This is a genomic window from Pseudomonas sp. N-137, from assembly GCF_034555295.1.
Lineage (GTDB): Bacteria > Pseudomonadota > Gammaproteobacteria > Pseudomonadales > Pseudomonadaceae > Aquipseudomonas > Aquipseudomonas rhizophila.
This window is the reverse complement of record NZ_JAXUDQ010000030.1, coordinates 929,548-944,816: the sequence shown is the minus strand read 5'-3', so window position 1 is coordinate 944,816 and position 15,269 is coordinate 929,548. Positions and strand designations below refer to the sequence as shown.

The window sequence follows — 15,269 nt, the reverse complement described above, 5'->3', positions numbered from 1 at the left end:
CACGCTCTGCGTGGGAATGCAACCCCCGACGCTCTGCGTCGAAGTTTGAAGAGCGGACGCGGAGCGTCCAAAGATGCATTCCCACGCAGAGCGTGGGAACGATCAGTTGAGGTGAAATATGTACAACTGGATCAGCGCCCTCGCCGACCTGCAAGATCGCGGTGAACCCTGCGTGCTGGTGACGATCATCGAAGAACTCGGCTCGACCCCACGCAATGCCGGTTCGAAGATGGTGATCAGCGCCAGCCAGACGTTCGACACCATCGGTGGCGGCCACCTGGAATACAAAGCCATGGAGATCGCCCGGCAGATGCTCGCCAGCGGCCAGCAAAGCACCCATCTGGAGCGCTTCAGCCTCGGCGCCAGCCTGGGCCAGTGCTGCGGCGGCGTGACCGTGTTGCTGTTCGAACCCATGGGCCAGGTCCAGGCGCAGATCGCCGTATTCGGCGCCGGCCACGTCGGCCGCGCCCTGGTGCCGCTGCTGGCGAGCCTGCCCTGCAAGGTGCGCTGGATCGACTCCCGGGAAGCGGAGTTTCCTGAACACCTGCCCCACGGCGTGCGCAAGATCGTCAGCGAAGAGCCGCTGGATGAAATCGACGAACTGCCCGCCGGCAGCTACTGCATCGTCATGACCCACAACCATCAGCTCGACCTGGAACTGAGCGCCGCGATCCTCAAGCGCAACGACTTCGCTTACTTCGGCCTTATCGGTTCGAAAACCAAACGGGTCAAGTTCGAACATCGCCTGCGCGAGCGCGGCTTCGACAGCAGCACCTTGCAGCGCATGCGCTGCCCGATGGGCATTGGCGACGTCAAAGGCAAGTTGCCTGTGGAAATCGCCATCTCCATCGCCGGTGAAATCATCGCCACCTATAACGCGGATTTCGGCCAGCACACCACGCGCGCCGAACCGATTGCCAAGCTGTTGCCGGCCTCGCGCCGCAGCCAGGCGAACCGTTGAACAATCGTTGAGAATTCCCATGCCCCTGACACGTAAAGCCTACCGCGCCGCCCTGCTCCACAGCCTCGCCGACCCTGCCGAAGTCGGCATTGAAGCGTCCTATGAATATTTTGAAGACGGCCTGCTGGTGGTGGAAAACGGCCAGATCAGCGCCATCGGCCACGCCAGCGAATTGCTGCCGACCCTGGCGGCCGACATCGAGATCACTCATTACCAGGACGCACTGATCACGCCCGGCTTCATCGACACCCACATCCACCTGCCGCAGACCGGCATGGTCGGGGCTTACGGCGAGCAATTGCTGGACTGGCTCAACACCTACACCTTCCCCTGCGAAAGTCAGTTCGCCGACAAGGCTCATGCCGACGCCGTCGCCGATATTTTCGTCAAGGAACTGCTGCGCAACGGCACCACCACCGCGCTGGTGTTTGGCAGTGTGCACCCGCAATCGGTGAACGCGTTTTTCGAGGTGGCCGAGAAACTCGACCTGCGGATGATCGCCGGCAAAGTGATGATGGATCGCAACGCCCCGGACTACCTGATCGACACCGCCGAATCCAGCTACACCCAAAGCAAAGCGCTGATCGAGCGCTGGCATGGCAAGGGCCGCCTGCATTACGCCGTGACCCCGCGTTTTGCGCCGACCAGCACGCCGGAACAACTGGCCCTGGCGGGTCAGTTGCTGGGGGAATATCCCGACCTGTACATGCAGACTCACATCAGTGAGAACCTGCAGGAAGTGCAATGGGTCAAGGAACTGTTCCCCGAGCGCAAAGGTTATCTGGACGTCTACGACCACTACCAACTGCTCGGCGAACGCTCGGTGTTCGCCCACGGCGTGCACCTGTGTGACGACGAATGCGCGCGCCTGGCCGAGACCGGTTCGGCCATCGCGTTCTGCCCGACCTCGAACTTTTTCCTCGGCAGCGGCCTGTTCAACCTGCCAATGGCCGAGAAGCACAAAGTGAACGTGGGGTTGGGTACGGATGTGGGGGGCGGCACCAGTTTTTCGCTGCTGCAAACCCTGAACGAAGCCTACAAGGTGATGCAGTTGCAGGGCGCCCGCCTGAGCCCGTTCAAGTCGCTGTACCTGGCCACGCTTGGCGGCGCCCGGGCCTTGCGCCTGGAAGACCGGATCGGGACCTTGCAGCAGGGCAGCGATGCGGACTTTCTGGTGTTGGACTACAACGCCACGCCGCTGTTGAGCTATCGCCTCAAGCAGGCCCGGGACATTGCCGAGAAGTTGTTTGTGTTGATGACACTGGGGGATGACCGGACGGTGGCGCAGACCTTTGCGGCGGGCCGGTTGGTGCATCAGCGCTAGATTTCTAGCGCCTGTCAGACTGCCAATCGCGAGCAGGCTCGCTCCCACAGTGGATTTGTGTCAATCACATAACCCTTGTGGGAGCGAGCCTGCTCGCGATGAAGGCAACTCGGTATGACTGATTCAACTCATCAAAGCTTGGCCGTCGACCGCCCTGGCTTCTTGCTCTGCAACAAATGCGAAAACACCGCATGCAAATCATCCGACGCGCTTTCTTCGTCGAGGTTGAGCTTGCTGTCGATGTGGTCCATGTGGTGCATCATCAGGTCCACCGCCAGGGTGGCATCGCGGGCCTCGATGGCGTCGATCAATTGGGTGTGTTCGTCGTAGGAACAGTGGGAGCGGTTGCCGCTTTCATACTGGGCGATGATCAGCGAGGTCTGCGACACCAGGCTGCGCTGGAAGCTGATCAGCGGGGCGTTCCTCGCCGCCTCGGCCAGCTTGAGGTGGAACTCGCCTGACAGGCGGATGCCGGCGCCACGGTCACCACGGGAAAAACTGTCGCGCTCGTCGCTGACCATCTGCCGCAGCTCGGCAAGCTGCTCGGCGGTGGCGTGCTGCACGGCCAGTTCGGTGATGGCCCGCTCCACCAGACGCCGGGCCATGAATACCTGGCGGGCCTCTTCAACACTCGGGCTGGCCACCACGGCGCCGCGATTGGGCCGCAACAGCACCACGCCTTCGTGGGCCAGGCGTGACAACGCGCGGCGAATGATGGTGCGACTGACCCCGAAAATCTCCCCCAACGCCTCTTCGCTCAACTTTGTACCGGGCGCCAGACGCTGTTCGAGGATGGCCTCGAAAATATGCGCATAGACAATATCGTCCTGGGTTCCGCTGCGGCCGGCTTTGCCTGCTCGCGGTTGTTTCTTGAGGGGCTGCAACTGTTCGTTCATGGGCACTCGAGTCGGAGAACTGCGGCGAATTGACCGTGACTGTAATACGCCTCAGCGGGTCGCTGACAAGTATCACGTAAATAATACGTCGATTGTACACAACCTCTGATGGCAACACGACTGTACGGCTGTTTACGGACGTGGCTGTATTGCAATTGGCAATGGAGTTGAGTTTAGGCTTAAACCCCGAATCTGTGGCCCCCGCCCTCCTGCAATTTACAACAAGGACCACCGCCCACCATGACCGAAGTCACGACCACGCCACTTCGTCCGTTGGCCGATACATCGCCATCGGCGATCGTCGCCGGTTTCATCGCCATGATGACCGGCTACACCAGTTCGCTGGTGTTGATGTTCCAGGCCGGACAGGCGGCAGGGCTGACCAGCGGGCAGATTTCTTCGTGGATCTGGGCGATTTCCATCGGCATGGCCGTGTGCTCCATTGGCCTGTCGTTGCGGTATCGCACACCGATCACCATCGCCTGGTCGACACCCGGCGCGGCGCTGCTGATCACCAGCCTGGGCGGGGTCAGTTATGGCGAGGCCATCGGCGCCTACATCACCTGCGCGGTGCTGGTGACGATCTGTGGCCTGACCGGCAGCTTCGAGCGCCTGGTCAAGCGCATTCCGGCCTCGCTGGCGGCGGCGTTGCTGGCGGGGATCCTGTTCAAGATCGGCAGCGAGATTTTCGTCGCCACCCAGCATCGAACCGGTCTGGTGCTGGGGATGTTTTTCACCTACCTGATCGTCAAGCGCCTGTCGCCGCGCTACGCAGTGCTGGCGGCGTTACTGATCGGTACAGCTCTGTCAGGCTTGATGGGGCTGCTGGACTTCAGCGGCTTTGCCCTGGAAGTCGCCACACCGGTATGGACCACGCCGCACTTCTCCCTGGCGGCCACCATCAGCATCGGCATTCCATTGTTCGTGGTGGCGATGACTTCGCAAAACATGCCTGGCATCGCGGTGCTGCGGGCCGACGGTTACAACGTACCGGCCTCGCCGCTGATCACCAGCACCGGCATCGCCTCGCTGCTGCTGGCGCCGTTCGGCTCCCACGGCATTAACCTGGCGGCCATCAGCGCGGCCATCTGCACTGGGCCCCACGCCCATGAGGATCGTAACAAACGCTACACGGCAGCAGTCTGGTGCGGGGTTTTCTATGGGCTTGCCGGGGTGTTCGGCGCGACACTGGCGGCGTTGTTCGCGGCGCTGCCCAAGGAGTTGGTACTGTCCATCGCGGCGCTGGCGCTGTTCGGCTCAATCATCAATGGCTTGAGCATCGCCATGAGCGAAGCCCGGGAACGGGAGGCAGCACTGATCACCTTCATGGTCACGGCATCGGGGTTGACGCTGTTTTCCATCGGTTCGGCGTTCTGGGGGATTGTGGCGGGGGTGTTGACCTTAGTGATCCTGAACTGGCGTAACGATTGATCGTGCCCACGCTCTGCGTGGGCATGCCACCCGTGACGCTCCGCGTCACTGGACGCGGAGCGTCCCTAGAGGCATTCCCACGCGGAGCGTGGGAACGATACCCCCAACCGACAGGCACAAAAAAACCGGCCCCCAAATGGGCTGCCGGTTTCAGACCATCAAGCGACCGGATTGATCGGCTTTTCCGGGTACCAGACGTCCATCAGCGGGCTGACTTCAACGCTGGTCAGCTCAGGACGCGCCTTGAGCCAGGCTTCAACGGCCGCACGCTGCTCTTCGGACACCGAGCCACGCTTCTGCAGGCAAACCAGACCGTAGTCGTCGCCGCCAACATAGCCCAGGCCATTGGCTTCCATGGCTTCTTTCAGGAAAGCGTCGAGGAAAGCGTCAACGGCCTCATCGGCCAGATCTTCTTTGAAATCCAGGTTCAGTTCGAAACCCAGCTCTTGAAATTCATCCACGCACAGTTTTTTGCGCAGACGCTGGGAACGGTTAGTCGCCATTGGAACAATCCTCATAAGTAATAACGGCCGGCACTCTACCAGTTTGGTGCACTGTTTGCCCGCCTGATCGGGTGTGTGGGCCTACCGTCGGTAAAAAATAGCGCCCCGAAGGGCTCAGGCACGGCACAAGCCGTTGCACCTTGGGGCATAATGCCGACACTTTCATGACGTTGAGGGCGTTCATTTTCATGTCCTCGTTTTTTTCCCCCTCGCCCGTAGGGTTTTATTTCAAATGATCAGATCTTTGCGTCCACTGCTTTTGGCCAGCCTTCTTCTTCCCCTGGCCCTGCCCGCATCCACCAGCGCCGCCACTATCAACACGGCCCTTACGCCCAATGTGCAAAAGGCCCTCAAGAACAGCAAGCTGCAAAACAACGCCTTGTCCCTGGTGATGATCCCGCTCAACGGCCCTGGCACCCCGACCCTGTACAACGCCGACGTCTCGGTGAACCCGGCCTCCACCATGAAGCTGGTGACCACCTATGCCGCCCTGGAGATGCTGGGGCCCAATCACCAGTGGAAAACCGAGTTCTACACCGACGGCACCCTCAGCGGCGGGATTCTCAACGGCAACCTGTACCTCAAGGGTGGCGGCGACCCCAAGCTGAACATGGAAAAACTCTGGCTGCTGATGCGCGACCTGCGGGCCAATGGCGTGCAACAGGTGACCGGGGACCTGGTGCTGGACCGTGGTTTCTTCATCAAACCGCAGTTGCCTGAATTCAACGACGACGGCAACGACAAGAACAAACCGTTCCTGGTCAAGCCCGACTCCTTGCTGGTCAACCTCAAGGCCCTGCGTTTTGTCGCCCGCAATGACGCCGGCCGGGTGCTGGTGTCGGTGGAGCCGCCGATTGCCAGCATTCGCATCGAAAACCAGGTCAAGGCACTCAACTCCAAGCAATGCACCGGTGGCGTGCGCTACAACCCGGTGCCCCAGGCAGACGGCAGCGTGACCGTGACCGTCGGCGGCCAGCTCGGTGACGGTTGCAGCTCCCAGACTTACCTGGCGCTGCTGGACCACCCCACCTACACCGCCGGAGCGGTGCGGGCGATCTGGAAGGAACTGGGCGGCAGCATTCAGGGCAAGGACCGCCTGGCGGCGACCCCGAGCAGCGCCAAGGTGCTGGCCCGGGCGTTCTCGCCGGACCTGGCGGAGATCATTCGCGACATCAACAAATACAGTAACAACACCATGGCCCAGCAATTATTCCTGAGCCTGGGCGCAGAGTTCCGCAACGAAGCCGACGGTGACGACGCCAAAGCGGCACAGCGGGTGGTACGCCAGTGGCTGGCCAGGAAAGGCATCACCGCGCCGCACCTGGTCATGGAAAACGGCTCCGGCCTGTCCCGCGCCGAAAGGGTGAGTGCCCGGGAAATGGCGGCAATGCTGCAAGCCGCGTGGCGCAGCCCGTACTCCGCCGAATTCATCAGTTCGATGCCCATCGCCGGCACCGACGGCACCATGCGCAAACGTCTCAAGACCACCGCCATGGCCGGCGAAGCGCACGTCAAGACCGGCACCCTGAACACCGTTCGCGCCATCGCGGGCTACAGCCGTGACATCAACGGCAACACCTGGGCCGTCGTGGCGATTCTCAACGATCCGCGGCCATGGGGCGCTTCGTCGGTGCTGGACCAGGTACTGCTGGACCTGTACCGCCAGCCGAAACTGCCGCAGACGGCTTCGGTGCTCTAAACCCGTACCAAATTGAATGTGGGAGCGAGTCTGCTCGCGATGCGTCAGCCAGTGAACAGCGATGTTGAATGGCACACCGTTATCGCGAGCAGGCTCGCTCCCACATCGATCACCGGCGCGAACGCCTACCCCAACTGCACCTCAACCCGATCCCGTCCGGCCTGCTTGGCCGCGTACACCCCCGAGTCGGCCCGCAGCAGCAGCGCATCCGCCCCCTCCCCGACCCGCCAGGTGGCGATACCGAAGCTGGCCGTGATGACACCCACGTCCTCGATCGGCGCGCTGCGCAGCCCTTCCCACAACCCTGTGGCCAAGGCCTGGGCACTTTCGCCGTCGGTGTCCGGGCATAACACCACGAACTCTTCACCGCCCAGCCGACAGAACACGTCGGTACGTCGCAGCCGCTGGGTGATGCGCTGGCAAACCGCCTGCAACACCCGATCGCCCACTGCATGACCATGCTGATCGTTGATGCGCTTGAAGTGATCGATGTCGAGCATGATGACCGCCAACTCGCCGGTGCCCCGCTCCACCCGCGCCATCTCCGTGGTCAGGCGCTCCTGGAAATAGCGCCGGTTGCGAATACCTGTCAGGGCGTCGGTCACTGACAAGGCTCGCAGTTCTTCTTCCACCCGCTTGAGATCGGAAATGTCGGAAATATAACCGTGCCACAACACCCCGCCGCCTGGCAGCTCCTCAGGCGTGGCCTCGCCGCGCACCCAACGCAACCCCCGCTGCGGCAGCTGCAGGCGATACTCCTCGCGCCATGGGCTCAGGGTGTCGGCCGAAGTGCGGATCGATCTGCGCACGCGCGCACTGTCCAGCGGATGGATGCGCGAGAAAATCGATTCGGCGTTGCGCACCAGTGTCTCGGGCTCCAGTTCATAGATATCGCGAATGCCATCACTGGCATAAATCACGCTGAAACGCCCATTGAAATCCATCTTGAACTGGTAGATGCCCCCAGGCACGTGGGCACTGAGCTTTTTCAGCAACAGGTCCCGGGCGGCCAAGGCCTCATGAACGCGCTTGCGTTCGGTGATGTCGATGCAGATCGCCAGATGCCCGACCCACAGCCCCTGATCATCGAGCATCGGTGTCGCCAGCATGTTCACGGTCAGATGGCTGCCATCGCGGCGCACCAGAGTCCATTCCCGGGCCTGCTGGCCACCCTGTTCGCCGCCCTCGACCAACATTGCGTGGCACGTGGGAATCGGTTTGCCATAACGCGCAGCAAGTTGTACGGCCCGGGCCTGGAGCTCGCGCGGCAAGTGAAGGCTTTCGAGGGTCATGCAGTGCAGAACCTCGCCGCTGTCGTAGCCAAGCATCTGCTCGGCGCCCGCATTGAACGTGGTGATCACCCCGCGAAGATCCGTGGCGATGATCGCAACCTGGGTCGCGGCATTCAGCACACCACGCAACTGACCATGAGTGCCCCGCAGTTCCTGCTCACGCTCGCGCAGCTCTCGGGTCCGCAGCTCGACCAACTGCAGGGCCCGCTGTCGCTGGCTGACCAGCACATACAGCAGCGCACTGAGGAGCAGGCTGAGCAAGCCCCCCAATACCACCAGGCTGGCCACCGAGGAAGGGTTGGTGGACAGGAACATGTGACTGGGCCGCAACTCTATCCGATAGTCACGATCGGCCAGGCGCAACAGGCGGGTCGCCGACAAGTCACTTTCGCCCGGTGGATCGAGTGACTCGAACAGCACTTCCTCCCGATCGTCCGTGGACAGGTCCATGACCCGCATCGAAAGGTTGTCCTGACCGGGCGCCGGCAGGCCATCACCCACCAGTTGGCGCATGCTGACGGCAGCCACGACGTAACCGAAAGGTTCCTTGGACCACGCCTTGGAGACCGGCGCGACCAGCAACACCCCGCGGGTGGCGGTGGCGGCCTCTCCCGCCAGGTCCAAAGGTTGCGATACCACTATGGTCTCCCGATGGCGAGCGCGCTCAAGGGTGGCACGGCGCAAGGGATGGGCGAGCAGGTCCAAGCCCCGTGGAGCCTTGAAGGAAGGTTGATTCTGGAGGTACAACACCGGCACGTATTCGTCCCGTTCGGCGGCCAGACGCAAGCCACCGGAGTCGTCCGGCTCACGGATGGAAAACGTATCGCCCCCCTCGGTGCGGGCTTGTTGTTCGAACGATGATCGTTCGTCGCGCAGCACCCGAGGCGCCCAGGCGAACGCCTGAGTGCGCCGCAGCAACGCTTCGGCATAGCCATGGAATTCCCTCTCGGAAACCCCGACCGAATTGGCAAAGAAACGCCTCAGGCTGTCGAGACGTTGCTCCTGGTTCTGAAAACGTTCCTCGATACGGCTAAAGCGTTCATCGGCTTGCAGTTCAAAGCGCTGGCGCAATTGCTGGTCAAACAGATTGGCCATCGCCCAGGTCAGCAAACCGGTCAGGAACGCACCGGCCAGCAGCACCAGCGAAGCCACCAGCCAGGCCGACACATCTTCGCTGATAAAACCCAGGATTCTGGGGCGTACCTGATGCAATGCCATAAATACAACTCAGAAAGGGGCAGGCAGTAGGTACTGCCCTATCCACAGGCTTAAGTTATAGCTATTAGCCATCACTTTGACCAGCACAAAAACGCCTGAAAGCCTTGAGTTTCAAGGCTTTCATGGATCCAATCGGCTACAGGTCAGCGGGCCATGATTTTCCAGGCACGGTGAATCTTGCCATTGCGGGCAAAATCCGGATCGATGGTCTTGGCGGTGATTTCCTCCACCGCGTAACGCTCCGCCAGATTGTCCTCAAGCTGAAACTTGCGGAAGTTGTTGGAGAAGTACAGCACACCACCCGGTGCAAGACGGGCCATGGCCAAGTCCAGCAGTTGGACGTGATCGCGCTGCACGTCAAACACCCCTTCCATGCGCTTGGAATTGGAGAAGGTCGGCGGATCGATGAAGATCAGGTCGTATTCGTCACGACTGGCTTCGAGCCAAGCCATCACGTCGCCCTGCTCCAGGCGATTCTTGTCCGAGAAGCCATTGAGCGACAGATTGCGCCGCGCCCAGTCCAGGTAGGTTTTCGACAGGTCGACACTGGTGGTACTGCGCGCACCGCCCTTGGCGGCGTGGACACTGGCGGTCGCGGTGTAGCAGAACAGATTGAGGAAGCGCTTGCCGGCCGCCTCTTTCTGGATCCGCAGGCGCATCGGCCGGTGGTCGAGAAACAGCCCGGTGTCCAGGTAGTCGGTGAGGTTGACCAGCAGCTTCACGCCGCCTTCGTTGACCTCGGTGAACTTGCCTTGGGTGCTCTGGCGCTCGTACTGCTTGGTGCCGCTCTGCCGCTCGCGACGCTTGATCACCACTCGGCTCTTGTCAACGTTCAGTGCCTGGGGAATCGCCGCCAGGGCGTCGAACAGCCGGGCCGAGGCCTTTTCCGGGTCGATGGATTTTGGCGCGACGTATTCCTGGACGTGAACCCAATCGTGGTACAGGTCGATGGCCATGGAGTATTCCGGCATGTCGGCATCGTAGACCCGGTAGCAGTCCACGCCTTCACGCTTGGCCCATTTACTCAGCAGCTTGAGGTTTTTTTGCAGGCGATTGGCGAACATCTGCCCGCCTTCGCTCAAACGGGCCTGCTCGACCACAGGAGCCGGAGCCGGAGCCGGCTTGATCGGGTTACCGTTCTTGTTGTACTGGCGCTCTTGCGGTACTTCCGGCGCCTGATCGTACTCAGCCAGCTCACGCTCGGCCTGGCGCTGTTCCGGGGTACGACGCTCGCCGGTGACGAACTGATCGGGCAGGACCTTGATCAGCAGCAATTTGCACGGCAAGGCGCCGTTCCAGAACGAATACTGCTTGTGACTGCGAATGCCCATGCGCTTGCCCAGGTCCGGCGCGCCGGTGAACACTGCGGCCTCCCAGTTCAGGCAGGCCTGGCGCAGGCGCTCGCCGAGGTTCTGATAGAGATAGAGCAAGCTGGCTTCGTCGCCCAGACGCTCGCCGTACGGCGGGTTGCAGATCACCAGGCCTTTCTGGTTCTGGTCCGGGCGGGGTTCGAACGTGGCGACTTCCCCCTGATAAATCTTGATCCACTCGCTCAGGCCCGCCCGCTCAACGTTGTTGCGGCCCGGCTGGATCAGCCGTGGGTCGGCTTCGTAGCCGCGAATCCACAATGGTGGCTTGGCCAGGCCGGCAGCGGCACGCTCGGTGGCTTCTTCGTGGAGCTTCTTCCACAACGCCGGCACATGGCCGAGCCAGGCGGTAAAACCCCACTGCTGGCGACGCAGGTTCGGCGCCATGTCGGCGGCGATCATGCCGGCTTCCACCAGGAAGGTACCGACGCCGCACATCGGGTCAGCCAACGCCCCGCCTTCAGCGGCAATACGCGGCCAGCCGGCACGGATCAGGATGGCCGCGGCGAGGTTTTCTTTCAGGGGCGCGGCGCCTTGCTGCAGGCGATAGCCGCGCTGGTGCAGGCTGTGGCCAGAAAGGTCCAGGGAAAGGATCGCTTCGCCGCGGTCCAGGCGCAGGTGGATGCGCAGGTCCGGGTTGAGCTTGTCGATGGATGGCCGCTCGCCTGTCGGGGTACGCAGCTTGTCGACAATGGCGTCCTTGACCTTCAAGGCGCCGAAGTGGGTGTTGTCGATACCCGAGCCGTGGCCGCTGAACTCCACCGCCAGGGTGCCATCGGCGAGCATGTGGTCTTGCCAATCCACATCCAGCACGCCGTGGTACAAGTCTTCGGCATCCTTCATCGGGAAGCGCTTGAGCACCAGCAATACGCGGTTGGCCAGGCGCGACCACAGGCACAGGCGATAAGCCGTTTCCATGTCGGCCATGCCGCGCACGGCCGAGGTGTGCTCACGCGCCTCTTCAAGGCCAAGCCCGACGGCTTCCTCGATCAGCAGGCCTTCAAGACCTTTGGGGCAAGTGAGGAAGAGTTCGAAACGATCGGACATGGGATTTCCAGAGCCTTTGGCTAAGTGGACCGGGCAACGCATTGCCGGGCCGGGTTCAATCAGGTGCTTTTCTCAAGAGCACCCGTGTGGCACGAAAGTGTGCCGTGCCACCCTCGCCGCTCAGGTTAAAAGAGCTTAGAGGCGAGGGCAGATAAAAAATTCTGTGCAACAAATTGTGAAAACTCGACCCTTTCGTCGAATAGTACCCGAGTGCAACGGGGGGACATTCTCATTCGCCTGAGGGCTGCACCCTTCGATGCAGGGCCGATCATACAGGGGTCTTGCCTGAAAGCGGGTGACGAACATCATGTTACTTATCGCCCTAACATCTTTATTGTTACGTGCTTATGACAAAACGATCATTCCATCCATGTGACGCTTTGGTTAGAACTCAACACAGGTTGACGTCGCAACGGCGTCAACACCTTGGCTCGTCACGCCGGCAACGAGCCGCCAACGGCAGAATGATTCTGCCCCGGCCTCGATAGAGGTCGACGCTAAGCAACAGTCAACAAGTGAGGGCAACACCCTATGAGAAGACTTAAGCGTGATCCGTTGGAAAGAGCATTTTTACGCGGTTACCAATATGGCGTTGGTGGTAAATCCCGTGAGCTTTGCCCCTTTACTCTACCGTCGGTACGTCAAGCCTGGATCAATGGCTGGCGAGAAGGACGCGGCGACAACTGGGACGGTATGACCGGCACTGCGGGTATCCATAGACTCAACGAACTTCACGCCGTCGGCTGACACAGGGCTTAACACTCAAGAACTCGACAATTTGATACTCACATCGATTTAACCACGCACGTCCCATCCGGACGGCGGGCTTCGGCCCAGGGGGCTCCTTCGAGGAGCCCTTTTTAATGCCTGGGTTTCATGAACACTGCAAAAAGCTGGGCTGTGAATACAGTTGTGGCGAGGGGATTTAACCCCGCTGGGCTGCGCAGCAGCCCCTCAGAGTGTCAGGTTTAACGAGTGAGCTGTTTGGGGCCGCTTCGCGCCCCAGCGGGGTTAAATCCCCTCGCCACAGTTGAATCGCGTTGCACCTTGAGAATCAACGCAGTGCAGCAATCGCATCCACCGATTCCCGAATCAACGCCGGCCCCTTATAGATAAAGCCCGAATAAATCTGCACCAGGCTCGCGCCTGCGCTGATTTTTTCGGCAGCATGCTTGCCCTCGGTGATGCCACCCGCCGCGATGATCGGCAAGCGCCCCGCCAGTTCGGCGGCCAGCACTTTCACGGTATGGGTGCTCTTGTCCCGCACCGGCGCACCGGACAGCCCGCCCGCCTCGTCGGCGTGTTCCACCCCTTCGACGCCTTCGCGACCCAGCGTCGTGTTGGTGGCAATCACCGCGTCCATTCCGGTGTCGATCAGGGCCTGGGCCACCTGTGCGGTCTCTTCGTCGGTCATGTCCGGGGCGATCTTGATGGCCAGTGGCACATGCTTGCCATGGATCACCGCCAATTCGGCGCGACGTCGAGCCAGGTCAGCCAGCAGTTGCTTGAGCGAATCACCAAATTGCAGGCTGCGCAGCCCCGGAGTGTTCGGGGAACTGACGTTGACGGTCACATAACTGGCGTGGGCGTAGACCTTGTCCAGGCAGATCAGATAATCGTCGACCGCGCGCTCCACCGGTGTATCGAAGTTCTTGCCGATGTTGATGCCCAGCACGCCCTTGTACTTGGCGGCAGCCACACGACCCAGCAAATGGTCGACGCCCAGGTTGTTAAAGCCCATGCGGTTGATGATCGCCTCGGCTTGCGGCAGGCGGAAAATCCGTGGCTTGGGGTTGCCCGGCTGGGCACGCGGGGTGACGGTGCCTATTTCCACGAAACCGAACCCCAACTGGGCAAAACCGTCGATGGCCGCGCCATTCTTGTCCAGACCCGCCGCCAGCCCGACCGGGTTGGGGAACTCAAGCCCCATCACATTCACCGGCAATTTAGCCGGCGCCTTGCACAGCAGACCATTGAGGCCCAAACGTCCACCCGCACCGATCAGGTCCAGGGACAGATCGTGGGAGGTTTCCGGGGAAAGTTTGAACAGCAGTTCACGGGCCAGGGTGTACATGGGCGGCTTGGACTCAGGCGACGAAATGAGGCGGCGATTATAGCCGGGCTACGACGACGCACGCGAGGCGCCTGCACAAAACAGCGGCGATGGCATATGCCTTGCACCACTTGCGTTCATCGGCACCCATGCCAACGACGGAATGAGTGCCACACTGTATTTGAAGGACAACGGCGTCGTCATCCGGCCTTGCAAACGTCCGGATACGGCGCCTTTTTTTGTGGAAAGGTGATGCGCGATGAATGAAGTTCCAGCCAACCCCCTGGCCTGGGTCAACGGCAGCGATGCCCCGGAAAAGAGCGCGATCAATCTTGGCTTCATGGCCTTGAGCGACTGCGCGCCGCTGGTGGTGGCCGCCACCCAGGGCTTTGCCCAGCCTTACGGGCTGACTTTGAACCTCAAGCGCCAAGCGTCCTGGGCCAACCTGCGGGACAAGCTGGTCAGTGGTGAAATCGATGCCGCCCACAGCCTGTATGGCCTGATCTACGCGGTGCACCTGGGCATCGGCGGGGTCGCGCCGACCGACATGGCGGTGTTGATGGGGCTGAACCAGAACGGCCAGAGCATCAACCTTTCCCATGGCTTGCAGGCCCAAGGCGTGACCAGTCCTGAGGCACTGGAACAGCATGTGCACCAAACTCGCCCGAAACTGACTTTCGCCCAGACCTTCCCCACTGGCACCCACGCCATGTGGCTCTATTACTGGCTCGCCGCTCAAGGCATCCATCCGCTGTCGGATGTCGACAGCGTGGTGGTACCGCCGCCGCAAATGATCGCCCACCTGCAGGCCGGACGGATCGACGGGTTCTGCGTGGGCGAGCCGTGGTGCGCCAGTGCGGTAAAACAGAACCTGGGCTTCACCCTGGCGACGACTCAAACCATCTGGCCCGATCACCCGGAAAAAGTCCTCGGCTGCACCCGTGCATTCGTCGAGCAATACCCCAATACCGCCCGCGCACTGGTGATGGCGATCCTGCAAGCCAGTCGCTTCATTGAGCAAAGCACCGAGAACCGCCGCAGCACCGCACAACTATTGAGTGCGCCCGAATACCTGGATGCGCCGTTGGATTGCATCGAGCCGCGCCTGTTGGGGATTTACGCCGACGGGCTGGGCAACAGCTGGCAGGACCCTCACGCGATGCGTTTCCACGGCAACGGCGAAGTGAACCTGCCCTACCTGTCCGATGGCATGTGGTTCATGACCCAGTTCCGCCGCTGGGGCCTGCTGCGTGAAGACCCGGATTACCTGGCCGTGGCACAGCAAGTCCAGCAGCTCAGGCTATACCGTCAAGCCTGCGCGGCACTGGACATCGCCGCCCCCCGCCAGGACATGCGCAGCAGCCAATTGATCGACGGCACCATCTGGGACGGCTCGGATCCGGCCGCTTATGCCAAAAGCTTCAAACTGCACGCTTTGAGCGATGCGGCTCCCCTCTTCGCCAGCCGCTGACAGGAGC

The 15,269-nt window shown here is 61.4% G+C and carries 11 protein-coding genes; 6 read left to right on the top strand and 5 right to left on the bottom strand.

What is annotated here, in order from left to right; translation table 11 throughout:
* Positions 1-118: 118 nt before the first annotated feature.
* On the top strand, positions 119-961 hold the full coding sequence (xdhC, locus tag T3A99_RS25360; RefSeq protein ID WP_173407157.1) for a xanthine dehydrogenase accessory protein XdhC: 843 nt from the start codon (positions 119-121) through the stop codon (positions 959-961).
* A gap of 19 nt (positions 962-980) precedes the next feature.
* Positions 981-2,285: a guanine deaminase gene (guaD, locus tag T3A99_RS25355; RefSeq protein WP_173407158.1), complete on the top strand. Its 1,305-nt coding sequence runs from the start codon at positions 981-983 to the stop codon at positions 2,283-2,285.
* Between the two features lie 131 nt (positions 2,286-2,416).
* On the opposite strand, the gene T3A99_RS25350 is transcribed toward guaD, so the two are convergent.
* Positions 2,417-3,181 carry a GntR family transcriptional regulator gene (locus T3A99_RS25350; protein WP_058545542.1) on the bottom strand — a complete coding sequence of 255 codons (765 nt, stop codon included), beginning with the start codon at positions 3,179-3,181 and terminating at the stop codon, positions 2,417-2,419.
* 240 nt (positions 3,182-3,421) lie between these two features.
* Here T3A99_RS25350 and T3A99_RS25345 point away from each other — a divergent pair, with 240 nt between their 5' ends.
* Positions 3,422-4,612, top strand: a complete 1,191-nt coding sequence (locus tag T3A99_RS25345) for a benzoate/H(+) symporter BenE family transporter (RefSeq protein ID WP_173407159.1) — start codon at positions 3,422-3,424, stop codon at positions 4,610-4,612.
* 158 nt (positions 4,613-4,770) lie between these two features.
* Here the strand turns inward: T3A99_RS25345 and T3A99_RS25340 are convergent, their stop codons facing one another.
* Positions 4,771-5,115, bottom strand: a complete 345-nt coding sequence (locus tag T3A99_RS25340) for a YggL family protein (RefSeq protein ID WP_047227158.1) — start codon at positions 5,113-5,115, stop codon at positions 4,771-4,773.
* Positions 5,116-5,347: 232 nt separating this feature from the next.
* On the opposite strand from T3A99_RS25340, the gene dacB reads away from it, so the two are divergent.
* The gene (gene dacB / locus T3A99_RS25335; RefSeq protein ID WP_076385650.1) at positions 5,348-6,814 is read left to right on the top strand and encodes a D-alanyl-D-alanine carboxypeptidase/D-alanyl-D-alanine-endopeptidase; all 1,467 of its coding nucleotides are present in this window, start codon (positions 5,348-5,350) and stop codon (positions 6,812-6,814) included.
* A gap of 125 nt (positions 6,815-6,939) precedes the next feature.
* On the opposite strand, the gene T3A99_RS25330 is transcribed toward dacB, so the two are convergent.
* Positions 6,940-9,324 carry a diguanylate cyclase gene (locus T3A99_RS25330; RefSeq protein WP_322834919.1) on the bottom strand — a complete coding sequence of 795 codons (2,385 nt, stop codon included), beginning with the start codon at positions 9,322-9,324 and terminating at the stop codon, positions 6,940-6,942.
* 143 nt (positions 9,325-9,467) lie between these two features.
* The gene (gene rlmKL / locus T3A99_RS25325) at positions 9,468-11,738 is read right to left on the bottom strand and encodes a bifunctional 23S rRNA (guanine(2069)-N(7))-methyltransferase RlmK/23S rRNA (guanine(2445)-N(2))-methyltransferase RlmL (RefSeq protein WP_139050738.1); all 2,271 of its coding nucleotides are present in this window, start codon (positions 11,736-11,738) and stop codon (positions 9,468-9,470) included.
* A gap of 531 nt (positions 11,739-12,269) precedes the next feature.
* Here rlmKL and rmf point away from each other — a divergent pair.
* Positions 12,270-12,485, top strand: a complete 216-nt coding sequence (gene rmf, locus T3A99_RS25320; protein WP_003223300.1) for a ribosome modulation factor — start codon at positions 12,270-12,272, stop codon at positions 12,483-12,485.
* 307 nt (positions 12,486-12,792) lie between these two features.
* Here the strand turns inward: rmf and T3A99_RS25315 are convergent, their stop codons facing one another.
* Entirely contained in the window at positions 12,793-13,812 is a 1,020-nt protein-coding gene (locus T3A99_RS25315; protein WP_047227154.1) for a quinone-dependent dihydroorotate dehydrogenase, read from the bottom strand.
* Positions 13,813-14,050: 238 nt separating this feature from the next.
* On the opposite strand from T3A99_RS25315, the gene T3A99_RS25310 reads away from it, so the two are divergent.
* A complete protein-coding gene (locus T3A99_RS25310) occupies positions 14,051-15,262 on the top strand; it encodes a CmpA/NrtA family ABC transporter substrate-binding protein (protein ID WP_322834918.1) in 1,212 nt (403 codons plus the stop codon).
* Positions 15,263-15,269 lie beyond the last annotated feature (7 nt).